Raw genomic sequence first — 25,485 nt, 5'->3', positions numbered from 1 at the left:
GAGAGAGATAATAGCATGACAACCAGAGGGGAGAGCACGAGCAGGACGAGGCATTCCCCACCCTGCCGTGAGAAGCGTTAAAGAATAATACCGCCGAACAGGAATCCAAATGCCACCGAAAGAACAATTGCCAGCGTGCCGGGGATCAGGAATGAGTGGTTGAACACGAAGCGGCCGATACGCGTGGAGCCGGTATCGTCCATTTCTACGGCTGCCAGCAGCGTCGGATAGGTTGGCAGCACAAACAGTGCTGATACCGCGGCAAATGAAGCCACAGCTGTCACTGGGGAAACGCCCAGCATCAGGGCTGCCGGCATCAGCGCTTTGGTGGTTGCCGCCTGCGAATAGAGCAGCGTTGAAGCAAAGAACAGGATCACCGCCAGCATCCACGGATAGTCGCGTAACAGTTCACCCGCTACCTGCTGGATATCGCTGATATGGGCTTTAACAAAAGTATCACCCAGCCAGGCTACACCAAGCACGCAGACGCAGGCGCTCATCCCGGATTTAAAGGTGCTGGCGTTAAGGATTTCCCCGGTATCAATTTTGCAGGTCAGGCAGATCAGTGCAGCAACGGTGAGCATAAACACCACGATGGCTTCGTTACGCGGCAGCATCGGGTTTTGGATAAGACCCACGGCATCGCTGATGGCGGTGGCATAAAGCACCACTGCAACAATGCCGAGCAGCAGCAGCAACACTGAGCGCTTCGCCCCCGGTTTTTCCTGAAACTTGCTGGCTCCGCGCAGGGCAACTTCGCCTTTTGCCAGTCGCGCTTGATAGACCGGATCGTCCTTCAGCTCTTTACCAAGGAAACTGGTAATCAGCGCCGCAATAAAGATAGCCGCCATTGTAGAGGGGATCGCCACTGCCAGCAGCATCAGGTAGCTGATCCCTTTCGGTTCAAGTATGCCCGCCATAAACACTACGGCCGCAGAAATGGGTGAGGCGGTAATGGCTATCTGTGAAGAGACCACCGCAATCGATAGCGGCCTGGAAGGGCGAACGCCCTGTTCTTTTGCCACTTCTGCAATCACCGGCAGCGTGGAGAACGCCGTATGTCCGGTGCCCGCCAGTAGCGTCATCACATAGGTCACCAGCGGTGCAAGAAGGGTGATATGGCGGGGATGTTTACGCAGCAGGCGTTCAGCAAGGTTGACGAGATAATCCATCCCCCCGGCTACCTGCATAGCGGCGATGGCGGCGATCACGCCCATGATGATTTCGATTACATCGAACGGGATGGCTCCGGGTTTGATTTGGAATCCCAGGGTAAGCACCAGCACCCCGAGACCACCGGCAAAGCCGATGCCGATCCCTCCCAGCCGACTGCCAAGATAAATCGCGGCAAAGACGACGATAAGCTCAGGTAATAACATAAGGTGTTCCTTAATTTTTTTGCTAATAAACAGTTAAAATCTTGTGTGCCGTAAAAAGTAAAAAGGCACGCAGTTCATCAGAAAAGCGTGCCTTAAAAAGTTAGTTATCCGGTCTGTTATTGTTCATTTTCGTCGGTATAACGTTTGGCTTTATATACCGGGAACATCAGGTTCTGCGTAGAGAAAATGTCATCCAGTTCGCTTTCGGTCAGCAGGCCGCGCTCAAGCACCACTTCACGCACGCTTTTGCCCGTTTCGGCACAGATCTTGCCAACGATATCGCCATTATGATGGCCGATATACGGGTTAAGATAAGTGACAATACCGATGGAGTTAAATACGTAGGCTTCACACACCGCTTTGTTGGCGGTGATGCCGTCGACGCATTTTTCCAGCAGGTTGTAGCAGGCGTTGGTCAAAATATGAATGGATTCGAACATGGCCTGGCCAATCACCGGCTCCATTACGTTAAGCTGGAGCTGGCCAGCTTCTGAAGCCATGGTGACGGTAATATCGTTACCGATGACTTTAAAGCACACCTGATTAACTACTTCAGGCACCACCGGGTTAACCTTGGCTGGCATGATTGACGAACCCGCCTGCAATTCCGGCAGGTTGATTTCGTTCAGACCAGCGCGCGGCCCGGATGAGAGCAGGCGCAGGTCATTACAAATTTTCGACAGTTTTACTGCCAGGCGCTTCAGCGAGCTGTGCACCATGACGTAAGCGCCGCAGTCAGAGGTCGCTTCGATCAGATCTTCCGCTGGTACACAGGCGAGGCCGCTAACTTCCGCCAGCTTCTGTACCGCCAGCTGCTGATAACCATCCGGCGTGTTCAGGCGGGTACCGATGGCGGTAGCGCCCAGATTCACTTCCAGCAGCAGTTCAGCGGTACGCAGAATACTGCGGATCTCTTCATTTAGCAGAACATTAAAGGCGTGGAACTCCTGACCGAGCGTCATCGGAACGGCATCCTGAAGCTGGGTACGGCCCATTTTCAGGATAGTCGTAAATTCTACGGCCTTACGCTGGAAGCCTTCACTCAGCTGGCCGATAGCGTCCAGCAGTTTTAAAATGGAGCTGTAAACTGCAATGCGGAAACCGGTAGGGTAGGCATCGTTAGTGGACTGGCATTTGTTGACGTGATCGTTAGGATTGAGGAACTGATATTCCCCTTTCTGATGGCCCATCAGCTCAAGGCCGATATTTGCCAGCACCTCGTTGGTGTTCATATTCACGGAGGTACCTGCACCGCCCTGGTAGACATCGATCGGGAACTGATCCATGCATCTGCCGTTGTTCAGCACTTCATCACAGGCGTTGATAATCGCATTTGCCACGTCACGTGGGATGGTTTGTAGCTCTTTATTCGCCAGTGCTGCCGCTTTTTTAACCATAACCATACCGCGCACAAACTCAGGAATATCACTGATTTTGCTGTTGCTGATATAGAAGTTTTCAATCGCACGCAGAGTATGAACACCGTAGTAAGCATCAGCGGGGACTTCACGCATACCTAACAGGTCTTCTTCGATACGAATGTTATTAGCCATGAGAACCTTCTTTAAGGAATACCGGTAAAATCGTCACAATTTAAGTGCCTCTTTCGGCGGGCGACATCCAAAAGAATATCGTGCCAGGGAACGGCTGCTACAAGATTTTATCTGTTTGTGTCACCCTGAGCACGATCATATTCTGTTGCGATGTAAAAGCCTGAATCCAGATCACTTAAACTGCCTGCCATATCAAACAGTTTCAATGATATGTGATCGTACTCACAATGAAAGGGATGGGAGGTATTTCAACATTTCCCGTTGAAAAAGAGGCTTACCGTTCCCACCTTCTATACTATCGGTCACTATGATCGCCATTTTATGCCGCCGTGCACTCCGCAGGGTGGCCATTGATACAGGAGAATACGGTGCGCTGGTTACCGTTCTTAGTGATATTTGCCCTGGTGTGGATCGAGATCTCTCTCTTCATTCAGGTAGCCCATGTGATGGGCGTGTTAGTGACTATGCTGCTGGTGATCTTCACCTCCTGCATTGGTATCTCGCTGGTGAAAAATCAGGGGATGAAAAACTTTATGCTGATGCAGCAGAAGCTCAATGCGGGTGAGAGTCCGGCAGCTGAGATGATTAAGAGCGTGTCTCTGATCCTGGCCGGGTTCCTGCTGTTACTGCCGGGCTTTTTTACCGATTTCTTAGGTCTGCTGCTGTTGCTGCCTCCGGTACAGAAGCATCTGACGCTGAAACTGATGCCGCATTTGAAAGTATGGCGCGGCCCGGGGGCGGGGCCGGATAGCGGATTTACCGTTGACGGTGAGTACGAACGTAAAGACTCACACCTGATTGAGCACGACCGCAATAACGACAAACATTAATTCATACCAGTTACTTCAAAACGGCGCTCTCTTTCCCGGAGCGCCGTTTTATTTTGTCTGTTGCAACGAGTGCGCAAAAAATCGTCGAACAAGGCAGTTAACAAAAAAATTTACTTCTTACCCTTGAAAGGTATCTTCCGCGACCGCATCTCTTCCGTCACGAGGCCGGTAGCCAATGCAGCCCGGCTTTCATCCCAAAACTGATTGGACTTCTCAAAGGAGAGCTAACAATGAAAATTCGTCCATTGCACGATCGTGTTATCGTCAAGCGTAAAGAAGTTGAATCCAAATCTGCGGGTGGCATCGTGCTGACCGGCTCTGCGGCGGGTAAATCTACCCGTGGCGAAATCCTGGCTGTTGGCAATGGTCGCATCCTGGAAAGTGGCGAAGTTAAGCCGCTGGACGTGAAAGTGGGTGATGTGGTCATCTTCAGCGAAGGCTACGGCGCGAAAACTGAAAAAATCGACAACGAAGAAGTTCTGATCATCTCAGAAAACGACATTCTGGCGATTGTTGAAGCGTAATCAACGCGTAATTCACTGAACGAAACGAATTTAAGGATAGAGATAAAATGGCAGCTAAAGACGTAAAATTCGGTAATGACGCGCGTGTAAAAATGCTGCGCGGTGTTAACGTACTGGCAGATGCAGTAAAAGTTACCCTGGGCCCGAAAGGCCGTAACGTGGTTCTGGATAAATCTTTTGGTGCACCGACCATCACTAAAGATGGTGTATCTGTTGCGCGTGAAATCGAGCTGGAAGATAAGTTCGAGAACATGGGCGCTCAGATGGTGAAAGAAGTTGCTTCTAAAGCCAATGACGCTGCCGGTGACGGTACCACTACTGCAACCGTACTGGCTCAGTCCATTATCACCGAAGGCCTGAAGGCCGTCGCTGCGGGTATGAACCCAATGGATCTGAAACGCGGTATCGACCAGGCGGTTATCGCTGCGGTTGAAGAGCTGAAAAAACTGTCTGTACCCTGCTCCGACTCTAAAGCCATTGCTCAGGTAGGTACTATTTCTGCTAACTCCGATGAGACCGTGGGCGAACTGATTGCTCAGGCGATGGAGAAAGTGGGCAAAGAAGGCGTAATCACCGTTGAAGAAGGCACTGGCTTGCAGGATGAGCTGGATGTTGTAGAAGGTATGCAGTTTGACCGTGGCTACCTGTCCCCTTACTTCATCAACAAGCCAGAAACTGGCGCAGTTGAGCTGGAATCTCCATTTATCCTGCTGGCTGACAAAAAAATCTCCAACATCCGTGAAATGCTGCCAGTACTGGAAGCCGTTGCTAAGGCCGGTAAACCACTGCTGATCATCGCTGAAGATGTTGAAGGCGAAGCGCTGGCAACACTGGTGGTTAACACCATGCGCGGTATCGTGAAAGTCGCTGCTGTTAAAGCACCTGGCTTCGGCGACCGTCGTAAAGCTATGTTGCAGGATATCGCTGTGCTGACCGGTGGTACCGTAATCTCTGAAGAGATCGGTATGGAGCTGGAAAAAGCAGGTCTGGAAGATATGGGCCAGGCGAAACGCGTTGTTATCAATAAAGACACCACTATCATCATCGATGGTACCGGTGAAGAAGCAGCAATCAACGGTCGCGTGACTCAGATTCGTCAGCAGATCGAAGAAGCAACTTCTGACTACGATCGTGAGAAATTGCAGGAGCGTGTAGCTAAACTGGCAGGCGGCGTTGCCGTTCTGAAAGTTGGTGCAGCAACTGAAGTTGAAATGAAAGAGAAGAAAGCTCGCGTTGAAGATGCTCTGCACGCTACCCGTGCTGCGGTAGAAGAAGGCGTGGTTGCTGGTGGTGGTGTTGCTCTGGTACGCGTGGCTTCTAAACTGGCCGATCTGCGTGGCCAGAACGAAGACCAGAACGTGGGTATCAAAGTTGCGCTGCGCGCAATGGAATCCCCACTGCGTCAGATCGTTGCTAACGCCGGTGAAGAGCCATCTGTTGTGACTAACAACGTGAAAGCGGGCGAAGGTAACTACGGTTACAACGCTCAGACCGAAGAGTACGGCGATATGATCGACTTCGGTATTCTGGATCCAACCAAAGTGACCCGTTCTGCCCTGCAGTACGCGGCCTCTGTTGCTGGTCTGATGATCACCACCGAATGTATGGTGACCGACCTGCCTAAAGGCGACGCGCCTGATTTAGGTGCTGGCGGCATGGGTGGTATGGGCGGCATGGGCGGCATGATGTAATCCCCCACCGCACGTGAGTAAAAACCCTCTGTCTTTGACAGGGGGTTTTTCTTTTTGGGGGGAAAATAGTATAAGTAATGGCGCGAAGCTTACCCGATATGCTCAAAATAGTTCAAATTGCAGTATGGCGGGTATAGGCGGTTCTGGGGCAAGGATGAATATGAAATCATGCTGATTTCCGTTACGCTCTGGCCTGATTCTGATGATAATAAATGGGGATTAAAATGCGGATTAATTTGCTGGGGCTCTCAGTGGCAGCCCTGCTGCTGGCAGGCTGTAGTTCTTCTAACACGCTGAGTTCTGCCGGCGAACGTGTCACCTTTACCGATCAGCAACCGGCCAGTAACTGCCAGCTGTTGGGCAACGTTACCGGTGCGCAAAGTAACTGGTTCTCAGGTTCTGGCGGCGAAGGCAGTTCACTGCGCGGCGCGGCCAACGACCTGCGTAACCGTGCGGCAGAGATGGGTGGTAATGTGATTTATGGTGCCACCAGTCCAACCCAGAATATCTGGTCTAACTTCGCGCCGCTGGATAGCAAAATGAGTGGCCAGGTTTATAAGTGCCAGTAAACATTTTGATCTGATGCATTATCAGGTTCTGAAACAGGGTGGCCCACAGTGGCTCACCCTGTTTTGTTTTTCGCCCCACTTCAATTTTAAAATCCTCGATCCGCCTCGCAATTATCTCTGTTTTATTGCTTATTTTTCAATTTATTACTGTGATTCGCCGCATCTCTGAATGATAACTTTGCTGATTGCTTGAGTCTGGTTTCAGCTTGTTCTACTTTGCCAGGCAGGACGCGGGATTCACTGGCCCGAATTGGATGAAGATCTGAGTGCGGCGGGCTTACTGCGACAAACGGCGTGAATAATGGGGCGGAGATCCGTTCCGCCCGAAAATCTACTCCTGACGAAGCTGCAAATCCAGCGGTGTTTTACTGGGTTCGCCACCGATTTCACGCGCCAGCTTTGGCACCATATAACCTGATACCATTCCCAGCAGTTCACGCACAATAGCGCGCGCGCGGTTATCATCAACGTAGAAATGCGCGGCTCCCTGCACTTTATCCAGCACGTGCAGATAGTAGGGCAGTATCCCTGCATCAAACAGCGCGTTGCTCAGAGTGGCCAGCGTAGTGGCACTGTCGTTGATGCCCCGCAGCAGTACGCTTTGATTCAACAGCGTGACGCCTGCCCGCTTTAGCATCCGCATACCGTGGCGCAGGTCGTCGTCGATCTCCTGTGCGTGGTTGATATGCGTCACCATCAGCGTTTGCAGGCGCGACTGTGCCAGCCGCTGACACAACGCTTCAGTGATGCGCTTAGGAATCACTACCGGCAGGCGACTGTGGATGCGCAAGCGCTTGATATGCGGAATTTGCTCCAGTTCTGTTATCAGCCAGTCAAGCTCGTGATCCTTTGCCATCAGTGGATCGCCGCCGGAGAAAATAATCTCATCCAGTTCTGGCTGATGTCGGATATACTCCAGGGCTTGCTGCCAGTTGCGTTTATTGCCCTGATTATCAGAGTACGGAAAATGGCGGCGAAAACAGTAACGGCAATTGACGGCACAGCCGCCTTTGACCAGCAATAGCGCACGATTACGATATTTATGTAACAGACCCGGCACCACACTGCTCTGCTCATCCAGCGGATCGGTACTGTAACCCGGTGCATCAACGAACTCCTGCTGCGAGGTGATCACCTGTAGCAGCAGAGGATCCTGCGGATCGCCTTTACGCATACGTGTAGCGAAGGCCCGGGGGACGCGCAGGGCAAACAGACGCCGTGCGTCATGGCCTGAAACCAGTTCAGGGTGGTGTTGCAACGCTAAAAGTTGCAGTAATTCATCCGGATCAGTGATTACATCGGCAAGTTGATGCAACCATTCTTCTCGCACAGGGGTATTTAGGGTTACAATGTGTGCCATTTTTTTGGCTAAGTACCAGTAATAAATTGTAGAGGGCCTTTATGGCGACTTATTCTAGCAACGATTTCCGTCCCGGTCTTAAAATCATGTTCGAAGGTGAGCCTTATGCCATCGAATCAAGCGAGTTTGTTAAGCCAGGTAAAGGCCAGGCATTCGCACGCGTTAAAATGCGTCGTCTTCTGACCGGAACTCGTGTTGAGAAAACTTTTAAATCTACCGACTCCGCTGAAGGCGCTGACGTAGTTGATACCAACCTGAACTATCTGTACAACGACGGTGAGTTCTTCCACTTTATGCACCCGGAAACCTTCGAACAGCACCCTGTTGAAGCGAAAACCGTGGGCGATGCAGCAAAATGGCTGCTCGACAACGCTGAGTGTATCGTGACTCTGTGGAATGGTAAGCCGATCCAGGTGCTGCCACCGAACTTTGTTGAGCTGGAAATCACTGATACTGATCCAGGCCTGAAGGGTGATACCGCAGGTACCGGCGGCAAGCCAGCGACACTTTCTACCGGTGCGGTAGTGAAAGTGCCACTGTTTGTGCAGATTGGTGAAGTGATTAAAGTTGATACCCGTTCTGGCGAATACGTTTCACGCGTAAAATAAGCCCGAATCAGTAAGGGCCTGCACTGTCAGGCCCTTATCTTGCAGATTGCCGCTTTATACTCTCAAACATTCCTTTTTTCAGTGCCGGACGGGCAAGCGCATAAATTGCAGCTATGCTTATAGCGCTGTGCTTATCTCTAACTAAAAAGGAAATTGCTATGAAGAAAAGTATTGTTGCCCTTCTTTCTGTTCTGGTACTCACTTCCGTACTCTCTGCCTGTAACACTACGCGTGGCGTGGGTGAAGACGTTGAGGCGGGTGGTAAGGCAATTCAGAAAAGCACCAACTAATCTGTTTGCAAGGCCGGTGCTTGCTGCACCGGCTGATACAGAGTGTGATATTTACTGCTGATTCACCCAAATCAGCTGATCTACGGCGAACCCGGCACTACGAGCTTTCGCCAGCAACTCTGCTTTTATCCCGGCATCCAGCTGAGGCGTACGCGATAAAATCCACAGATAATCCCGATTCGGCCCGCACACCAGCGCATGTTGATAATTGCTGTCCAGCGCGATCACGTTATAACCACCGTAAAATGGCCCGAAGAATGACACCTTAAGCGCCGCCTGATCGGCTGGGCCGGTAAAATACGCTTTACCGATGCTCTCCTGCCAGCGCTGTTTACGGGTATTAAAGCCACGGTTCACTACCTTCAGACCGCCATCGTCGCGTTTACTGTAGGTGGCGGTAACATGGTCAAGCCCGCGTTCAAAGCGGTGATCGAGGCGGGCGATTTCATACCAGCTACCGAGATAGCGTTCGGCATTGAACCCTGAAATGGGAGTGACACCTTGCGGTGGGGTGGTAGAGCAGGCTACCGAGAGCAGTGCCCCGGCGCCTGCGGTGAACATTTTCCACAGCGACATATTAGCCATTCCTTTCTTATCCTATTGAATGGCTGTAAGTATAGTGTGTGCTGCGGCTTATATGGCGATGATACCAATCAGCGTTATCACGCTTAACAGCGCGGCAATACCGTAACAGAGCAGTTTGCTGGCCGGAATATGCAGTTTCAGGTCATGCATACTGTGATGCAGACGGTGCAGGGCGCACCAGAGCGGCAGCACAATCACCAGCAGCAGGATCACTCTGCCGGGCAGCGACTGAGCAAACCCCAGTATACGTTCATAGCTGAAAGCCTCTGCCGGTGCCCAGCCCAGCGGCAACAGCAGCCCTGCCAGCAGGACTACCACCGGGCTGACCAGCGCAGCCCACATGCCTCCTGCGCCAAACAGGCCCCAGAAGATCGGTTCATCAGAACGTTGCGGTTGAGTTTTCATTCTCACTCCTTAAGCCAGCAGCGACACGGCCAGTACGGCGACGCTTAAAACAATCATCACGATCCACAGCCCCTTGATTACCGGCTCCGGCGGCAGCTTCTCGCCTTTAACGATAATAATTTGTGCTTTCGGGGCCAGGTCGAACCAGGTTTTACTGTGATGCAGTGCCGCGATCAGCGTCACCAGATTGAGCAGCAGGACAATAGGGTTTTGCAGGAAGGAAACAAAACCTGCCCAGCTTTCCGGCCCCATTTTCAGGGCAAACAGGCCGATAATAAGCTCAATGCTGAACCACAGTGCAGGAACGGCGGTGCCTTCGCGCAGCATATAGAGGCGGTAGAACGGCAGCGATTGCCACCAGTTGCCCCGCATGGGGCGAATATAAGCCTTACGTTTGGTGGTCATAGACGGTCTCCTTAATGGGGTTTCAGCGTGGCGATCAGGAAGTCTTTACTGCTCTCCACTTTGCCCTGCTGGATAGCCGCTGCCGGGTCGACATGTTTCGGGCATACTTCCGAGCAGAAGCCGACAAAGGTGCAGCTCCACACGCCGTTAATGCCGTTAAGCTGCGGCATACGCTCTGCTTTACCATGGTCGCGGCTGTCGAGGTTATAGCGGTGGGCGAGGGTGATCGCCGCCGGGCCAATAAACTCTGGGTTCAGGCCGAACTGCGGGCATGCGGCATAACACAGCCCGCAGTTAATGCAGCCGGAGAACTGATGGTATTTCGCCATCTGTCCGGGGGTTTGCAGGCCCGGGCCTTCGCTTGCCTTACGCGTATTACCAATCACCCATGGCTTAATCGCCTCCAGGCTTTCCATAAAGTGCGTCATATCGACCACCAGGTCGCGCTCGATGGGGAAGTTTGCCAGCGGTTCTACTTTTACCCCTGCCGGGTAATCACGCAGGAAGGTTTTACAGGCCAGTTTAGGAACGCCGTTGACCATCATGCCGCACGAACCGCAAATTGCCATGCGGCATGACCAGCGATATGACAGGTCAAAGGCCAGGTTATCTTTGATGTAGCCGAGGGCATCGAGCAGCGAGGTGGTCTCATCCCAGGGAACGTCAAAGATCTCATTACGCGGCACCAGATCGGTTTCCGGGTTGTAGCGCATAATGTTTATCTGACGGCTTTTGCTCTCACTCATGACCAGGCTCCTTGTGGGTAGTGCCCTCAGAGGCCGCGCCATACACGCGTGCGGCCGGCGGCAGGTGGGTAATGGTCACTGGATCATAAGCGACCGTTGGCGCACCCTGCGGGTTGAAGAACGTCAGGGTATGTGCCAGGAAGTTTTCGTCATCGCGGGTGGTGCAGCCTTCATCCAGCCGCTGATGTGCTCCACGAGACTCTTTACGCTGAATGGCCGAGTGGGCCATACATTCCGCCACATCCAGCCCGTGGGCCAGCTCAACGGCATACAGCAGTTCAGTGTTGAATACGCTGGAGGTATCGGTCACACGCAGGTTGGAGAAACGCTGCTTCAGCTCTGCCAGCTTATCGATGGTTTTTTGCATCAGCTCCGTGGTGCGGTAGATCCCGCAACCCTCTTCCATTGCCATACCCATCTCATCACGCAGAGTGGCCGCATTTTCGCTGCCCTGCTGATTCACCAGGCCGTGCAGCCGTTTTTCAATATCGTTGCGCTGTGCACTCAGCGCCGTATCCCGTACCGGATGTGGCTGAGAGGCACGCTGTGCGGCCTGCTCTCCTGCCAGGCGGCCAAATACCACCAGCTCTGCCAGCGAGTTAGAACCGAGGCGGTTAGCACCGTGCAGCCCAACTGATGAACATTCACCTACGGCAAACAGCCCCTGAATACGGGTTTCACATTCGCCGTTGGTTTCAATGCCGCCCATGGTGTAGTGCGCGGTCGGGCGCACCGGGATGGGGGCTGTGATGGGATCAACGCCGACGTAGGCTTTACTTAGTTCACAGATAAACGGCAGGCGCTCACGTAATTTTTTCTCGCCAAGATGGCGCAGATCAAGGTAGACCACATCCCCGCGCGGGGTAGCGATGGTGCGCCCGGCACGCCATTCATGCCAGAAGGCCTGGGAGACTTTATCGCGTGGACCAAGCTCCATATATTTGTTTTTAGGTTCACCCAGCGGAGTTTCCGGACCCATGCCGTAATCTTGCAGGTAACGATATCCGTCTTTGTTGACCAGAATACCGCCTTCACCACGGCAGCCTTCGGTCATCAGGATGCCGGAACCCGGCAGGCCGGTCGGATGGTACTGAACAAACTCCATATCGCGCAGCGGGACGCCGTGGCGGAACGCCATGCCCATGCCGTCACCGGTGACGATGCCGCCATTAGTGTTATAGCGATAAACGCGCCCCGCGCCGCCGGTAGCAAGGATCACCGACTGTGCGCGCACTTCCAACAGCGTACCTTCCATCATATTGATGGCTACCAGCCCGTGGGCTACGCCGTCATCTACCAGCAGGTCGAGGACGAAATGTTCATCAAGGCGCTGGATTTGGGGGTATTTTAGCGAGGTTTGAAACAGGGTATGCAGCATGTGGAAGCCGGTTTTATCGGCAGCGAACCAGGTGCGCTCAATCTTCATGCCACCAAAGCGGCGAACGTTAATGGATCCGTCCTCTTTGCGGCTCCAGGGGCATCCCCACTGTTCTAACTGCGCCATTTCCTCAGGGCAGTGCTGCACAAAATAGTCCACCACAGGCTGCTCACACAGCCAGTCGCCCCCGGCAACGGTATCGTGGAAATGAGAATCGAAGCTGTCCTGCTGCTGGGTGACGGCGGCGGCCCCCCCTTCGGCTGCCACAGTGTGGCTGCGCATCGGATAGACTTTTGATATCAGGGCAATTTTCAGTCGCGGGTTGGCTTCTGCTGCGGCAATCGCAGCTCGTAACCCGGCTCCACCAGCACCAACAATGACCAAATCGGCATTCAGGGTTTGCACAGTTTCCTCCCTTATACCCGGCATACTCCGCGCTGCATGTGCGTTGACAATGTTTCCGCGACGCGAACCATGGTGGGTATTTTGTGTTTGAAATTTTTTCCAGAGGCAAAGCGGGTGGCTCTACCCAGCAGTCGCTGCCCAGTATAGGGGGGTTAAAAATGCGCTAATTTGATATGTTCGGGCATTTTGGCGGGTAACAGATAAAAACCATTCACTTTTTGTGGAAAACCTGTTGCTGGTTTTTTCGGCGTAGAATTGTGTGTTGCTGCCTGTACAGGTAGACTTCTTGACCCTACAGAATTTGGAGTAAAAAAGATGAGCGATTCGGCCAGCTGGCAGCCAAGTGCATCCATCGCTAATTTATTAAAGCGTGCGGCGATTATGGCTGAAATCCGGCGTTTCTTTGCCGATCGTGGCGTACTGGAAGTGGAAACCCCGGCGATGAGCCAGGCGACGGTAACCGATGTGCATCTGTTTCCGTTCCAGACCCGGTTTGTTGGCCCGGGCGCTGCCGCAGGTATCGATCTTTATCTGATGACCAGCCCTGAATACCATATGAAGCGGCTGCTGGCTGCGGGCAGTGGGCCGATCTTCCAGCTGTGCCGCAGTTTCCGCAATGAGGAGATGGGGCGTCATCATAATCCTGAGTTCACCATGCTGGAGTGGTATCGCCCCCATTACGATATGTATCGCCTGATGAACGAGGTGGACGATCTGCTGCAACAGGTGCTGGAGTGTGCCCCGGCTGAGACGCTCTCCTACCAGCAGGCATTTATTCGCCATCTGGAGATTGATCCCCTCTCCGCTGACAAAGCCCAGCTGCGTGAAGTGGCTGAAAAGCTGGGGGCTGGGGATCTTGCTCATCGTGAAGAAGATCGCGATACGCTGTTGCAGCTGCTGTTTATGCTGGGTGTGGAACCGGAAATCGGTAAAGAGAAACCGGCTTTCGTCTATCACTTCCCGGCCAGCCAGGCGGCGCTGGCAGAGATCAGTACGGAAGATCACCGCGTAGCTGAACGTTTTGAGGTTTACTTCAAAGGTATTGAGCTGGCTAACGGTTTCCGTGAGCTGACTGACAGCCGGGAACAGCGTCTGCGTTTTGAGCAGGATAATCGTAAGCGCGCGGCAGCGGGTCTGCCGGTACAGCCGATTGATACCAACCTGCTGGATGCGCTGGCCCACGGTATGCCGGAGAGCTCCGGCGTGGCGTTAGGGGTTGATCGCATTGTGATGCTGGCGCTGAAGGCAGAGCAACTGAGCGATGTGATCGCGTTCACCGTCGATCGCTGTTAAGCGTGTTTAGCCGATAATGAGTCAGGGTCAGGCATATCTGACCCTGATGATCGTCTTACAGGCCGCCCGATTTATAATTTCTTGCCGCCGGTGCGCCGTTGCTGGCTGGGGTTTTACGCCCGATAGTCTCCATGCGTACCTGGAACGGTGGGAACGGCATTTCCAGCCCGTGCTCCTGATAACCACGCAGGATCAGCTGATGCAGCTCATGCCGCAGCGGCATACGATGTCCCATCTCAGCGGCGTGAATACGCAGCTCGAATAGCTGAATCCCCTGCTGTAAATCGACCAGGAATGCTTCCGGCTGCGGTGTATCCAGCACGTAGCTGCATCGCTGTGCCGCCGTCAGCAGCACGTTGGTTACTTCTTCACTGTTGGCTTCTGCCGCTGCCGGAATGGTCAGTACCACGCGGGTGACCGAGTCAGAAAGTGACCAGTTAATAAACTGCTCGGTGATAAAGGCCTTATTCGGCACGATAATCTCTTTGCGATCCCAGTCGGTAATGGTGGTAGCGCGGGTGTTGATACGGGTGATGCTGCCGGTCAGCTCGCGGATAGTTACCGTATCGCCAATGCGGATGGGTTTCTCAAACAGAATGATCAGACCAGAAATAAAGTTGGCGAAGATCTCCTGCAAACCAAAACCCAGACCTACCGTCAATCCGGCGACCAGCCACTGCAATTTTGACCAGTCGATGCCAATAAGCGAGAAACCGGCCAGCCCGCCAATCAGAATCAGCACATATTTGGTCAGGGTGGTGATGGCATAACCTGTTCCCGGCGTCAGGCTGAGGTGTTGCAGCAGCGCCAGTTCCAGCAGGGCAGGCATGTTGCGTACCAGCTGGGTGGTAATAATCAGCACCAGAACGGCGATCATCACCGATCCCAGAGTGATCGGTTGCAGGCTCTCCACTCCCTGAACGGTGGTGCTGACATCCCACAGGCGGATATTTTCGAGGAAGCCGAACGCCGAGTGGATCTCAGACCAGAGTACGATCACTGAAACCAGCGCAACCAGCGTCAGGATTGAACGTACCAGGCGTAAAGACTGCGCACTGATAGCATCCAGGTCAATCACCGGTTCTTCTACATCTACGCTATCGGCAGCGGTCTGTTGAGCGGCTATTTCCTCTTCACCGCGCGCGCGCTGGGCGAGGATTTCCGCACGGCGCTGGCGGGCGCGGTCAAAGGCGATGCGCCGTCGCTGAATCAGCATCCAGCGGCGAATAATATGGTAAATCACCAGCAGCAGGAACCAGATTGCCACCGAGGTTTCCAGACGTGCCAGCAGCGCCTGTGCCGTTGCCAGGTAGCCGATGCAGGAGGCTAACGCCGCCACCATCGGAATGGCGATCATCGCATTCCACAGCACATTATTAATAAAGTTCTCACCGTTGCCCTCTTTATCGAGATGCAGCGGGATACCGGCACGTTTAAGGCTGACGGTTACCAGGCTCAATGCGCCACAAATCAGGATAAAGCAGAGGCGGCCAAGGGTGGCTGAGAATTCGCGATCTTCGAGGTTGTCGAAGGCGATCAGCATCATCATCAGCGGAACAACCAGCCCGATGCACAAGGTATAAAAGCGCATAGCGCGCGCCACGCGGGCTTTCGGCCAGCGGAAATGGACGATAAACAGGCCCTGCGGACGGGCAAAGGTATTGCTGACCATAAAGGCCCATAGCAGCGGGACGCTGGCGGTTACGCCGTCGCCGATAGCAATGGCGATGGGGTAGGGCCAGGCGTGTTGCAAACCATACCCCAGCGCTGCCCATAATACTGGCAGCGGTAATGCCACCAGAATTGACCAGAACACGGTTCGCAGCGTCAGGCTGAAATGATCCTGAGTGACTTTACCCACCTTGCTGGAAGCGCGCTCAAGGAAATTACGGAAGTGGCGACGTGAACTGATGCTGAAGCCCACCAGCAGCACTGCACCAAGCAGGGGGAGCACGGTTTCGCGGCTGGTCACCATCATCACCATTGCGCCACCCAACTGGCCAAAAGTGTCCAGCGACAGCAGGCGGTGCAGATCACGTGCCAGATCGATAGGGTAGCTGAAGTCCACGGCACTGACGTCCGCTGTCCAGAAGAGATAGCGGTGGGTCGCCTCTTTTACTTCGTTTAGCGCATCCACCAGCTGGCTGTTGGCCACTTTCAGCTTGGTGACGCCGAGGATCAGGTTATCACAGCCGGAAAGCAGGGACGTCAGCAGCTCTCGCTGGGTTTTCAGCTGGGCATCGAGAATGCGCCGCTGCTCGGTAGTCAGCTTGCTGTTGTCATCCTGGCGCAGCTGTTGCAGCGACTGCTGACGCTCAAGCAGGTCTTCATAATAGAGACGCTGGACCCGCAGCTGGGCCATTTCGTTGTCCAGCTGCTGCGGCTTAGGCATGTCCGGCAGGCGCGCAACCTGCGCCCTTAATGCTTCACCCAGCACGTTGGATACGCCCAGCCACTGTGACTGCTCGCGAATGGTGCTCAGTGCCTGGCGCACCTGAATGGTTTGATTGGCGGCGGTACGCTGCTGCGAAGCCACCAGATCCATGCGCTGCGCCTGCTGATTCAGTGCGCTGGAGAGTTCGCGGTTAACGCGGAACTGTTCGATAATGCCCTGCGGCATATCACCGCTGTTTTCCGCCAGCTGCTCGGTTCGTGCCAGCGCCATTTCGGCTTCGCGCTGGCGCAGGCTGTTTAGCTGGTTACGAAGATCCTGGAGATAGGCATCCAGGCTGGCGGCTTTACGCTGGTGGACTTCGGCGCGCATCCGCGCCAGCTCCTGGCGGTTATTGGCCGACAGCTGCGCCAGTTCCAGCTCATCCACCCGGGCTTTTTGCGCGGCAGACTCTGCCTGACGCTGGGCAAGCTGCGCCTGACCGAGTGGGGTAGTGGGCGCTGGCTGCCCCTGCAAACGGCGTTCGATTTCATTTAGCGCACGGCGCGCTTCCGTTTGCTGCTGCGGCAGCTGGGAAAGGGAATCACTGATTTCGCGTGCGCGATCCTGCTCTTGCTGAACCTGCCTGTTCTCCTCCACCAGCTGGCTGCTGACCTGAAGGATCTCCTGATCGAGATCGGCAGCGCTCATATTACTGCGCAGCGGTTTGCTACTGTCCGTCAGCGTCACGATCTGCTGGCGTAACTCGCGGGAAAGTTTAGGGAAGTCGTCAATGACCTGCTGATATTCCTGAGTTAGGTTAAGCGAGTTCTGACGCTCGTCCAGCCAGGTGAGGGTGGATTGCAGGGCCTCAATGAGTGCCGCCTGACCTGGCGTAGTCTTGTCTGACTTTACCTCTTCAAGTTGTTGTTTAATCTGCGATGCATCCGGTACGCTGGCTGCATAAACTGGCTGGAGCAAGCTCCAGCCTAACAAAAGAGTGAGAATCAGACGTGACATGGTTATCCGCTATGGATGGTGGAGGACGTCTTCCGCACTGTCTTTCTGTAGTGCGATGGCCAGGGTTGCGCCAAGACGTGTTTTACTTTCTGCCGCCAGGCTCTCAGCCAGCTTTACTTTGCCCGGGGCGAACAGGTTGATCACCGTTGAGCCAAGTTTGAATCGACCCATCTCCTGGCCTTTCAGCAGAACCACGGAACCGTCGGCATCCGCACCCGGCCAGCTCCAGCGCTTGATTACACCTTCACGCGGTGGTGTAACGGTTCCCGCCCATGCAGTTTCGATGCTGCCCACGATGGTGGCACCGACCAGAATCTGCGCCATCGGGCCAAATTCAGTATCAAACAGGCAGATAACGCGCTCGTTACGCGCAAACAGATTGGGAATGTTCTGCGCGGTGAGCGGGTTCACGGAGTAGAGATCCCCCGGCACGTAGATCATTTCGCGCAGGATACCGTTGCACGGCATATGCACGCGGTGATAGTCACGCGGTGCGAGATAAGTAGTCACAAATTCGCCGTCGCGGAACATCTCTGTCATCGCGCTATTACCGGCTAACAGTGCTTCCAGTGAATAGGTGTGGCCTTTTGCCTGAAAAATCTGCTCACCCTCAATATGGCCTAACTGGCTGATAGCACCATCGGCGGGAAGAACCAGCAAATTCGGATCCGTTTCGATTGGGCGAGCTTCATCGCGCAATGGGCGCACGAAGAATTCATTAAAGGTACGATAGCTGGCGGTGTCAGGCTTCTGCGCCTCTTTCATATCCACCTTGTAGTACCAGACAAAAGCATCGATTACCGCTTTTGTCAGCCATCCACCACGCTTGCTGGCGCCCCAGCCGGCCAGTTCAGTGAGAGCCTTTTTAGGCAATATTTTATTCAGGCCGAGTTTAATACGGTCTAACACGTTAGCCTCCTGGCTCAATCACATATCCCCTTCATACTTCAGGCTGCAGATGCGTTCGCTGCTCTGGCTCTCGCTGTGCTAAAAGGCTAAAGCCTCTTGCTTTTGCAACTCGAAATATTTTGGGTCAATAGGCTGTAGAAATATAAAGGGGGCGGATTGTAGCAGTGCCCGTGGGTTAAGGCTAATACCTGGTCCACGGTGCAATATCAAGTGCCCTTGCGCTCTATATTCAGGCCTGCATGGTTAGTTTTTGTCTGTAGTAAAGTTACGGCGTGTTTTCGCCTGTACTTCAGACATAGTTTCCAAAATCAGGTGGTAGTTGGCAAAACGTGACTCGTTGATTTCACCTTTTTCCACTGCTTCACGAATGGCACAGCCGGGATCGGTGTCATGTTTACAGTCACGGAACTTACATCCACCTAAATAGGTACGAAATTCGACAAATCCCTGAGTGATTTGTTCCGGTTCGAGGTGCCATAAACCAAATTCACGCACGCCCGGGGAGTCAATCACATCGCCGCCGTGCGGGAAGTGGTACAGACGTGAAGCCGTGGTGGTGTGCTGACCCAGGCCTGAGTTATCGGAGACGTCATTAGTCAGAATCTCTGCGTTGCTCAGTTCCAGGCCCAGCAGGGCATTCAGCAGGCTGGATTTACCTACCCCGGATTGCCCGGCGAAGATACTCACGCGGTCGGTCAGCGCCTGCTCCAGCTCAACCAGGCCCTCTTTGCGATGGCTCGATACCATCAGCACCTTGTAGCCAATATGGCGATAGATATCCATCTGCTCATCAACAAAGGCCCGGCCTTCGTCATCAAGCAGGTCGGTTTTGTTCAGCACCAGCAGCGGCTCGACGCCCAGCGTTTCGCAGGCCACCAGATAGCGGTCGATAATATTCAACGACAGCTCCGGCAGAATCGCTGAAACTACCACAATCTGATTAATGTTGGCGGCGATGGGTTTTACACCATCATAGAAGTCGGGACGGGTCAGCACCGATGTGCGTTCATGAACAGCCTCAACGATGCCTTTTACCGTTGCGCCGCCTTCTACGCCTGGACGCCAGCGCACGCGGTCACCGGTTACCAGCGAGCGGATGGTACGGCGGATGTTACAACGGTGAACGGAACCATCCGCATCTTCCACATCTGCATGCATACCAAAACGGCTGATCACTACGCCATCACGGACTTCACCGAACAGATTGTCATCTGGCTCAGGTTTATCGGCCCGCTGCTTCAGGCGACGATCGTGGTTGGCACTCACGCGACGTTGCTGACCTTTGGATAGTTTGTTTTTAGTCACTGTTCCTCACACCGATTCTGCATATTTCGCCCTGGCAGGGCAAAAGGTCTATCATACACGCTACTTAACCATGCCGCCCTATACTCTAATTAATTCGCGTTTAAGTATGACGAGTATACACCGTGAGAAAACTATGACTGCTAATGCTAACAACCTGATTTGGATTGATCTTGAGATGACCGGACTTGACCCGGAGCAGGATCGTATTATTGAGATCGCCACGCTGGTCACCGATGCCGATCTGAATATTCTGGCGGAAGGACCTGTGCTTGCCATCCATCAGTCAGATGCCCAGCTGGCGTTAATGGATGACTGGAACGTGCGCACCCATACCAGTAGCGGACTGGTCGAGCGAGTTAAGGCCAGCCAGTATGATGAAGACGCCGCCGTACAGGCTACCATTGAGTTCCTGGAAAAGTGGGTACCGGCGAACAGTTCACCTATCTGTGGCAACAGCATCGGTCAGGATCGCCGCTTCCTGTTTAAGTACATGCCAAAGCTGGAGGAGTATTTCCATTACCGTTACCTGGATGTCAGCACGCTAAAAGAGCTGGCGCGTCGCTGGAAACCAGAAATCTTGCCGGGCTTCAAAAAGCAGGGTACGCATCAGGCGATGGATGATATCCGCGAGTCCGTAGCGGAACTGGCGTATTACCGCGAGCATTTTATTCAGTTGTGAGTTGTCCGCTAACCCAGGCTACAGTGACATAGCCTGCGGCCTGGGTTATTGAGTGAAAATTGGTGGCTAAATCATCATATTGGCTGCTAAACCAGCACTCGGTTGAAAATATGAAATCTTTTTGGCTAGAGGGGTTGTATAGGGGCAAAATCCTCGTATAATTCGCACCCCGTACCGATGAAGAATTTCATTGTTACCCAGAGCGGGAATAGCTCAGTTGGTAGAGCACGACCTTGCCAAGGTCGGGGTCGCGAGTTCGAGTCTCGTTTCCCGCTCCAAATTTTTTAAGCAGTTAAGCACCACCCAAGCGGGAATAGCTCAGTTGGTAGAGCACGACCTTGCCAAGGTCGGGGTCGCGAGTTCGAGTCTCGTTTCCCGCTCCAAAATTTAATTTGCAGAGAGGCTATCCTGTCTGTAAATCAGTAAAAAAAGAGCCGAAAGGCTCTTTTTTTATGTCTGCTTTTTATAATAAATATTGTGCTGGTTCCGGTACTCATTGCTTACCGCTTCTTCCCTCTGACCTCTGCCAGTTTTTCAGTGCGGGCTGCACGCGCCCGGCGGGATTAGTGAGAGAAAATTTGTTGCAGCAGGTGACAGCTTTTCTCGAAGCCTGCTTTGCAGGAGTCCTGCAATAGTGAGACCCCGTAGCGTTCGTTTTTTTCCAGTGAGTCACCGCTTAAATACATCTTACCTAAATTGTATAAGGCGACTGATGAGCCTTTTCGCGCAGCATCTGAATATAACTCGATGGATTTTTTCAGGTCTTTCTCTCCGCCCTCACCATATTTATACATCGATGCAAGGTTAACTTCCGCATCCATACTGCCGCTGTTGTAAGCAACATTGAACCAAAAGCGTGATTCAACATCATCTTTGGCGACATTATGTCCCAGGTAATAAATCGTTCCCAGTTTAAACTGGGCGTGCATATTACCGGTTATGGCCGATCTTTTGAGTAACTGGAGTGATTTTTCATGCTGATTATCAGCGGTGGGTTGTGTAAAGTGTTCAAAAAGGAGTGTGCTTTTATCTGATAAATAGAGTGCGCCAGCGGTGGAGATAATTGAGCTCACCATGATGATGATAATGCCGTAAAGAAAAGTTCTCATTGTAACGCTAACCTTTTCTATACCCATCATGCTTTAAATTGCCAGCGTACCAGCAAATTAGAACATAACGGGTATAACCACCTGGAATTAAATCCAGGTGGTTATCAGTTAATCTAAATTACCAGCCCCAGGCAAAACCTGCTGCAATGCCAGTACCATTCTGGGTATCCCAGGAAGAGTGTATTTTCATTGCTGTATGCTCACTGGTTTTAAATGTCATTCCCGCGGCTAACGCTCCTTGATCTCTGTAACCTGACAATGCCATGCCGAAAGAGAAGTCGTCGGCGTGCACGAAAGGTATTGCCGTCATCGCCATCGCTCCTGCAATACCTGCATCAGCCCGTTTTTTGTTCTTGTTAACTTCTTTCGACAGGTTCTTGAATGAGCTATTCATACTGGAGAAAGAGTTCTCAAGATCGGTGATCTTTGAGGTGTTGCTGGCAATAGCCGTCTTGTTTTTGTTGATGTCAGTCCTGTTAATTTCAATGTTGGCCGTGTTAAGGTCGACTTTGGTATTAGTTTCAAAGAGTTGTGAACCATTTACCGCATCTTTTGAGTCTTTGGTCACGGCACCATTTTTAATGTTTGCGATGTTACGACCACCGACATCCACGGTTGTGGTGCCTTTATTGCCATCATTGAAAACAATTTTGTCGCCATCAATTTGCGCAACACCAGCTTTTCCGCTGCTGATATCATTGCTCAATTTACTAATATCATTAGTGTTTTTGGAGACCTGTTGATTAGTAGCATGCAGCTGAGAACCGTTTACCGCTTCGGTAGAGGTATCACTCAGTTCTCCTGCCTTAAGGCCGCTAATAGTACGGTCACCGCCTAAATCCAGTGTCTTGGCGTTTTTACCTGCCTCGCTAATCACCAGAGACTCACCGCCTTCACCCATCTCCAGCATTCCGGCGGCTCCATTACCACCATTACTGATGTTTTTCTCCAGGTCATCAACACGCGTATTGGTTTCATGCAGCTGGCTGCCGTTTACAGCTTCAGTAGAAGTTGAACTGAGCTCGCCCGCCTGTACGCCACTGATTTTGCGGCCGCCGATATTAAAGACTCTGGCACTGTCGGCGGCACTACCGAAGATCAGGTTCCCCCCGCTCAGTTGCACCAGACCAGCTTTTCCCGTCACAAGGTCGTTGATATCACCTGTATTTTTCTTAACGTCACTGTTGGTCAGGAACAGCTGACTACCGTTGACAGCCTCGGTCGAGTCTGCCGCGATTGTTCCATCTGTCACACCAGACAGGGTGCGGTTGACCTCGAATTTTTTAGCATCCACTGCGGTATCACTGAAAGCCAGGTTGCCCTCTTCATTCAGCTGCACCAGGCCCGCTTTGCCTACAGAGATATCGGCGATATTCTGCGAAAGGCTGGTAATATTCTCAGTGTTTAGCTGAACGTTGCTGTTGGTTTTAAACAGTTGGGCACCGTTGATGGCGTCGGTGGAGTCAGCACTCAGTTTGCCTTCTTTAATGCCAGTAACAGTTCGGCCAGCGAGGTCAAAGATCATCGCATCCTTTGCCACATCGCCGACGATCATGGTGCTGCCGTCGCTGCTCAACTGCACCAGGCCCGCCTTGCCGCTGTTAAGGGCATCAATATTGCTGGTGTTGGTGGCAATATTAGTGGTGTTGGTAGCAATGTTGCCCGCATTGGTGCTGATGTTATCGGTATTAGCAGTGATATTACCGCTAAAATCTTTAATCTGCTCACGGGTTTCATGCAGCTGGCTACCGTTAACCGCATCGGTGGAATCGGCGGTAAGCTCACCCTCTGTTACGCCGGTAACCTTACGCCCGGCCAGGTCAAATACCATCGCATCCTTCGCCACATCGCCGACGATCATGCTGGTGCCGTCGCTGCTCAACTGCACCAGGCCGGCCTTGCCGCTGTTAAGAGCATCAATATTGGTGGTATTGGTGGCAATATTGCCCGCATTGGCGCTGATGTTCTCCGTATTGGCAGTGGTGATGTCGCCATACTCTTTGATCTGCTCGCGGGTTTCGTGCAGCTGGCTGCCGTTAACTGCGTCGGTGGAATCGGCGGCAAGCTCACCCTCTGTTACGCCGGTAACCTTACGCCCGGCCAGGTCGAAGGCCGTGGCATCCTTCGCCACATCGCCGACGATCATGGTGCTGCCGTCGCTGCTCAACTGTACCAGGCCCGCCTTGCCGCTGTTAAGGGCATCGATGTTGCTGGTATTGGTGGCAATATTGCCGGCGTTGGTGCTGATGTTATTCGTGTTGGCAGTGATATTGTCGCCATACTCTTTAATCTGCTCGCGGGTTTCATGCAGCTGGCTGCCGTTAACCGCGTCGGTGGAATCCGCGGCGAGCTCACCCTCTGTTACGCCGGTGATCTTACGCCCGGCCAGGTCGAAGGCCGTAGCACCCTTCGCCACATCGCCGACGATCATGCTGGTGCCGTCGCTGTTCAGCTGCACCAGGCCGGCCTTGCCGCTGCTGAGGGCATCAATATTGCTGGTATTGGTGGCAATATTGGTGGTATTGGTGGCAATGTTGCCCGCATTGGCGGTGATATTCTCCGTATTGGCAGTGGTGATGTCGCCATACTCTTTAATCTGCTCGCGGGTTTCATGCAGCTGGCTGCCGTTAACCGCGTCGGTGGAATCGGCGGCAAGCTCACCCTCTGTTACGCCGGTAACCTTACGCCCGGCCAGGTCAAATATCATCGCATCCTTTGCCACATCGCCGACGATCATAGTGGTGCCGTCGCTGTTCAGCTGTACCAGGCCGGCCTTGCCGCTGCTGAGGGCGTCAATATTGCTGGTATTGGTGGCAATATTGCCGGCGTTGGTGCTGATGTTATTCGTATTGGTAGCGATTTTGCCGTCCAGATCCTTCTCAATCTCAAACAGCTGGCCGCCGTTAACCGCGTCGGTGGAATCGGCGGCAAGCTCACCTTCTGTTACGCCGGTAACTTTACGCCCGGCCAGGTCGAAGGCCGTGGCATCCTTCGCCACATCGCCGACGATCATGGTGGTGCCGTCGCTGTTCAGCTGCACCAGGCCGGCCTTGCCGTTGTTAAGGGCATCGATATTGCTGGTGTTGGTGGCAATGTTGCCGGCGTTGGTGCTGATGTTAGCTGCGTTGGCGGTGATATTGTCGCCATACTCTTTAATCTGCTCGCGGGTTTCGTGTAGCTGGCTGCCGTTAACTGCGTCGGTGGAGGTGTCATTGACCTGACCTTTATTTACGCCTGTGAGATCGCGATTGCCAAGATCAAGTTTAGTTGTTCCGCCGGCAGCACCACCGACCAGCAGCGTCTTTTTGTTCTTGCTCAACTGTATAAGACCGGCGCTGCCATTTGTCAGGCTGTCGATATTGTTGGCATTATTGCTGATAAGGGAATCGAACTGCTGTACCTGCTGGTCAACTTTAAATAGCTGGCTGCCGTTGACGGCTTCAGTTGAGCTACTGGATAGTGCCCCTTCAGCCAGATTGACCAGCTTTCTCTCTTTGCCAATAGAGCCAATGGAGACGGTATCATCAGCCGTTGCTGTTGAATTTGCACCCAGGGCTACGGAGTTTTTAGCGCCGTCAATGGATGTTGCGTTACCTATAGCAACAGAGTTTGTTGAATTTTTTATGGATGACGCGTTACCTATGGCAACGGAGTCTCCTGAAGCGGTAAGGTTGGCATTAGAACCCAGCACAATGCCGTTATTACTGGTTTTAACACTGGCGTTATTTCCCAGTGATACGGCATAGTTTGAATCATTATCAATTGTTGCCTTCGGCCCAATAGCCGTGCCATAAAGCGATCTGGCTTCAGCCGTATCCCCCATGGCGACGCTGGCCCAAAAACCTTTAGCGCCTGCTCCGATAGCAATACCATAGTCATTGCTATATTCGTCATTCTGTTCATTATTGCTATCTGTCGCAAAAGCGTCACCCTCGCCCCCACCTGCAATGCTGATCAGGCCATTTGCTGCTTTATATTTTTGGTTTAAGAGATCTTTTGTTGGTTCAGCGTTAGCCGCATATGCGGTTCCGGAGATGGCTACTAACAATGATGAGACAAGAAGAGAGTAAC

The 25,485-nt window shown here is 53.0% G+C and carries 21 protein-coding genes, 2 tRNA genes and 1 pseudogene; 11 read left to right on the top strand and 13 right to left on the bottom strand.

What is annotated here, in order from left to right:
* Nucleotides 1-77: 77 nt before the first annotated feature.
* Nucleotides 78-1,379 carry an anaerobic C4-dicarboxylate transporter gene (locus tag GN242_RS18895; RefSeq protein ID WP_154752882.1) on the bottom strand — a complete coding sequence of 434 codons (1,302 nt, stop codon included), beginning with the start codon at nucleotides 1,377-1,379 and terminating at the stop codon, nucleotides 78-80.
* 116 nt (nucleotides 1,380-1,495) lie between these two features.
* Entirely contained in the window at nucleotides 1,496-2,932 is a 1,437-nt protein-coding gene (gene aspA / locus GN242_RS18890) for an aspartate ammonia-lyase (RefSeq protein ID WP_154752881.1), read from the bottom strand.
* A gap of 368 nt (nucleotides 2,933-3,300) precedes the next feature.
* On the opposite strand from aspA, the gene GN242_RS18885 reads away from it, so the two are divergent.
* The 5 genes and pseudogenes from GN242_RS18885 to GN242_RS21865 form a co-directional block, all read left to right on the top strand.
* Nucleotides 3,301-3,762, top strand: coding sequence for an FxsA family protein (locus tag GN242_RS18885; RefSeq protein WP_197094743.1), 462 nt, complete (start codon nucleotides 3,301-3,303; stop codon nucleotides 3,760-3,762).
* Nucleotides 3,763-3,992: 230 nt separating this feature from the next.
* A complete protein-coding gene (locus GN242_RS18880; RefSeq protein ID WP_154752879.1) occupies nucleotides 3,993-4,286 on the top strand; it encodes a co-chaperone GroES in 294 nt (97 codons plus the stop codon).
* A gap of 47 nt (nucleotides 4,287-4,333) precedes the next feature.
* Nucleotides 4,334-5,977: a chaperonin GroEL gene (gene groL, locus GN242_RS18875; RefSeq protein WP_154752878.1), complete on the top strand. Its 1,644-nt coding sequence runs from the start codon at nucleotides 4,334-4,336 to the stop codon at nucleotides 5,975-5,977.
* A gap of 224 nt (nucleotides 5,978-6,201) precedes the next feature.
* Nucleotides 6,202-6,546, top strand: a complete 345-nt coding sequence (locus GN242_RS18870; protein ID WP_154752877.1) for a DUF4156 domain-containing protein — start codon at nucleotides 6,202-6,204, stop codon at nucleotides 6,544-6,546.
* A 226-nt stretch (nucleotides 6,547-6,772) separates the two neighbouring features.
* Nucleotides 6,773-6,844: pseudogene (locus GN242_RS21865) on the top strand (DUF2442 domain-containing protein); the annotation flags it as partial.
* 33 nt (nucleotides 6,845-6,877) lie between these two features.
* Here GN242_RS21865 and epmB read toward each other — a convergent pair.
* Nucleotides 6,878-7,906: an EF-P beta-lysylation protein EpmB gene (gene epmB, locus GN242_RS18860; protein WP_154752876.1), complete on the bottom strand. Its 1,029-nt coding sequence runs from the start codon at nucleotides 7,904-7,906 to the stop codon at nucleotides 6,878-6,880.
* A 41-nt stretch (nucleotides 7,907-7,947) separates the two neighbouring features.
* Here epmB and efp point away from each other — a divergent pair, with 41 nt between their 5' ends.
* Both efp and GN242_RS18850 read left to right on the top strand, forming a co-directional pair.
* Nucleotides 7,948-8,514 carry an elongation factor P gene (gene efp, locus GN242_RS18855; protein WP_154752875.1) on the top strand — a complete coding sequence of 189 codons (567 nt, stop codon included), beginning with the start codon at nucleotides 7,948-7,950 and terminating at the stop codon, nucleotides 8,512-8,514.
* 158 nt (nucleotides 8,515-8,672) lie between these two features.
* Nucleotides 8,673-8,804 carry an entericidin A/B family lipoprotein gene (locus GN242_RS18850; RefSeq protein WP_154752874.1) on the top strand — a complete coding sequence of 44 codons (132 nt, stop codon included), beginning with the start codon at nucleotides 8,673-8,675 and terminating at the stop codon, nucleotides 8,802-8,804.
* Between the two features lie 51 nt (nucleotides 8,805-8,855).
* On the opposite strand, the gene GN242_RS18845 is transcribed toward GN242_RS18850, so the two are convergent.
* From GN242_RS18845 to frdA, 5 genes are read right to left on the bottom strand one after another with little or no spacing between them, the layout of a single operon-like run.
* Nucleotides 8,856-9,380, bottom strand: coding sequence for a lipocalin family protein (locus GN242_RS18845; protein WP_156288014.1), 525 nt, complete (start codon nucleotides 9,378-9,380; stop codon nucleotides 8,856-8,858).
* A gap of 57 nt (nucleotides 9,381-9,437) precedes the next feature.
* Nucleotides 9,438-9,794 (bottom strand): fumarate reductase subunit FrdD, encoded by a 357-nt coding sequence (gene frdD / locus GN242_RS18840; RefSeq protein ID WP_154752872.1) that lies wholly within the window; start codon nucleotides 9,792-9,794, stop codon nucleotides 9,438-9,440.
* Between the two features lie 9 nt (nucleotides 9,795-9,803).
* Nucleotides 9,804-10,199, bottom strand: coding sequence for a fumarate reductase subunit FrdC (gene frdC, locus GN242_RS18835; RefSeq protein WP_154752871.1), 396 nt, complete (start codon nucleotides 10,197-10,199; stop codon nucleotides 9,804-9,806).
* An 11-nt stretch (nucleotides 10,200-10,210) separates the two neighbouring features.
* Nucleotides 10,211-10,945: a succinate dehydrogenase/fumarate reductase iron-sulfur subunit gene (locus GN242_RS18830; RefSeq protein WP_154752870.1), complete on the bottom strand. Its 735-nt coding sequence runs from the start codon at nucleotides 10,943-10,945 to the stop codon at nucleotides 10,211-10,213.
* Entirely contained in the window at nucleotides 10,938-12,728 is a 1,791-nt protein-coding gene (frdA, locus tag GN242_RS18825; protein ID WP_156288013.1) for a fumarate reductase (quinol) flavoprotein subunit, read from the bottom strand. Before frdA ends, GN242_RS18830 begins: the two co-directional genes overlap by 8 nt.
* Nucleotides 12,729-13,043: 315 nt before the next feature.
* On the opposite strand from frdA, the gene epmA reads away from it, so the two are divergent.
* A complete protein-coding gene (gene epmA, locus GN242_RS18820; protein ID WP_154752868.1) occupies nucleotides 13,044-14,021 on the top strand; it encodes an elongation factor P--(R)-beta-lysine ligase in 978 nt (325 codons plus the stop codon).
* 55 nt (nucleotides 14,022-14,076) lie between these two features.
* Here epmA and mscM read toward each other — a convergent pair whose 3' ends face one another.
* From mscM to rsgA, 3 genes are all read right to left on the bottom strand, one after another.
* Nucleotides 14,077-17,412, bottom strand: a complete 3,336-nt coding sequence (gene mscM / locus GN242_RS18815; RefSeq protein ID WP_156288012.1) for a miniconductance mechanosensitive channel MscM — start codon at nucleotides 17,410-17,412, stop codon at nucleotides 14,077-14,079.
* Nucleotides 17,413-17,421: 9 nt separating this feature from the next.
* A complete protein-coding gene (gene asd / locus GN242_RS18810; RefSeq protein WP_156288011.1) occupies nucleotides 17,422-18,321 on the bottom strand; it encodes an archaetidylserine decarboxylase in 900 nt (299 codons plus the stop codon).
* A 243-nt stretch (nucleotides 18,322-18,564) separates the two neighbouring features.
* Nucleotides 18,565-19,626: a small ribosomal subunit biogenesis GTPase RsgA gene (gene rsgA, locus GN242_RS18805; protein ID WP_156288010.1), complete on the bottom strand. Its 1,062-nt coding sequence runs from the start codon at nucleotides 19,624-19,626 to the stop codon at nucleotides 18,565-18,567.
* Between the two features lie 133 nt (nucleotides 19,627-19,759).
* Here rsgA and orn point away from each other — a divergent pair, with 133 nt between their 5' ends.
* The 3 genes from orn to GN242_RS18790 all read left to right on the top strand — a co-directional run bounded on the left by orn (nucleotide 19,760) and on the right by GN242_RS18790 (nucleotide 20,688).
* Complete coding sequence (gene orn, locus GN242_RS18800) at nucleotides 19,760-20,305, top strand: oligoribonuclease (protein ID WP_154752865.1); 546 nt, start codon at nucleotides 19,760-19,762, stop codon at nucleotides 20,303-20,305.
* A 202-nt stretch (nucleotides 20,306-20,507) separates the two neighbouring features.
* A tRNA-Gly gene (locus GN242_RS18795) sits at nucleotides 20,508-20,583 on the top strand.
* A gap of 29 nt (nucleotides 20,584-20,612) precedes the next feature.
* Nucleotides 20,613-20,688: transfer RNA gene (locus GN242_RS18790), tRNA-Gly, on the top strand.
* 180 nt (nucleotides 20,689-20,868) lie between these two features.
* Here the strand turns inward: GN242_RS18790 and GN242_RS18785 are convergent.
* Both GN242_RS18785 and GN242_RS18780 read right to left on the bottom strand, forming a co-directional pair.
* Complete coding sequence (locus tag GN242_RS18785; RefSeq protein WP_154752864.1) at nucleotides 20,869-21,444, bottom strand: tetratricopeptide repeat protein; 576 nt, start codon at nucleotides 21,442-21,444, stop codon at nucleotides 20,869-20,871.
* 88 nt (nucleotides 21,445-21,532) lie between these two features.
* Complete coding sequence (locus GN242_RS18780) at nucleotides 21,533-25,462, bottom strand: YadA-like family protein (RefSeq protein WP_231617112.1); 3,930 nt, start codon at nucleotides 25,460-25,462, stop codon at nucleotides 21,533-21,535.
* Nucleotides 25,463-25,485 lie beyond the last annotated feature (23 nt).

The sequence above is a fragment of the Erwinia sorbitola genome, assembly GCF_009738185.1.
Lineage (GTDB): Bacteria > Pseudomonadota > Gammaproteobacteria > Enterobacterales > Enterobacteriaceae > Erwinia > Erwinia sorbitola.
This window is presented reverse-complemented; position numbering and strand designations above follow the sequence as displayed.

What these genes read in the sequence shown, in the direction of transcription:
- frdC (WP_154752871.1), bottom strand. Translation starts at nt 10,199, where the DNA reads ATGACCACCAAACGTAAGGCTTATATTCGCCCCATGCGGGGCAACTGG.
- GN242_RS18870 (WP_154752877.1), top strand. Translation starts at nt 6,202, where the DNA reads ATGCGGATTAATTTGCTGGGGCTCTCAGTGGCAGCCCTGCTGCTGGCA.
- GN242_RS18880 (WP_154752879.1), top strand. Translation starts at nt 3,993, where the DNA reads ATGAAAATTCGTCCATTGCACGATCGTGTTATCGTCAAGCGTAAAGAA.
- GN242_RS18845 (WP_156288014.1), bottom strand. Translation starts at nt 9,380, where the DNA reads ATGTCGCTGTGGAAAATGTTCACCGCAGGCGCCGGGGCACTGCTCTCG.
- GN242_RS18850 (WP_154752874.1), top strand. Translation starts at nt 8,673, where the DNA reads ATGAAGAAAAGTATTGTTGCCCTTCTTTCTGTTCTGGTACTCACTTCC.
- groL (WP_154752878.1), top strand. Translation starts at nt 4,334, where the DNA reads ATGGCAGCTAAAGACGTAAAATTCGGTAATGACGCGCGTGTAAAAATG.
- frdD (WP_154752872.1), bottom strand. Translation starts at nt 9,794, where the DNA reads ATGAAAACTCAACCGCAACGTTCTGATGAACCGATCTTCTGGGGCCTG.
- GN242_RS18895 (WP_154752882.1), bottom strand. Translation starts at nt 1,379, where the DNA reads ATGTTATTACCTGAGCTTATCGTCGTCTTTGCCGCGATTTATCTTGGC.
- orn (WP_154752865.1), top strand. Translation starts at nt 19,760, where the DNA reads ATGACTGCTAATGCTAACAACCTGATTTGGATTGATCTTGAGATGACC.
- efp (WP_154752875.1), top strand. Translation starts at nt 7,948, where the DNA reads ATGGCGACTTATTCTAGCAACGATTTCCGTCCCGGTCTTAAAATCATG.
- mscM (WP_156288012.1), bottom strand. Translation starts at nt 17,412, where the DNA reads ATGTCACGTCTGATTCTCACTCTTTTGTTAGGCTGGAGCTTGCTCCAG.
- aspA (WP_154752881.1), bottom strand. Translation starts at nt 2,932, where the DNA reads ATGGCTAATAACATTCGTATCGAAGAAGACCTGTTAGGTATGCGTGAA.
- epmB (WP_154752876.1), bottom strand. Translation starts at nt 7,906, where the DNA reads ATGGCACACATTGTAACCCTAAATACCCCTGTGCGAGAAGAATGGTTG.
- GN242_RS18785 (WP_154752864.1), bottom strand. Translation starts at nt 21,444, where the DNA reads ATGATGGGTATAGAAAAGGTTAGCGTTACAATGAGAACTTTTCTTTAC.
- GN242_RS18830 (WP_154752870.1), bottom strand. Translation starts at nt 10,945, where the DNA reads ATGAGTGAGAGCAAAAGCCGTCAGATAAACATTATGCGCTACAACCCG.
- epmA (WP_154752868.1), top strand. Translation starts at nt 13,044, where the DNA reads ATGAGCGATTCGGCCAGCTGGCAGCCAAGTGCATCCATCGCTAATTTA.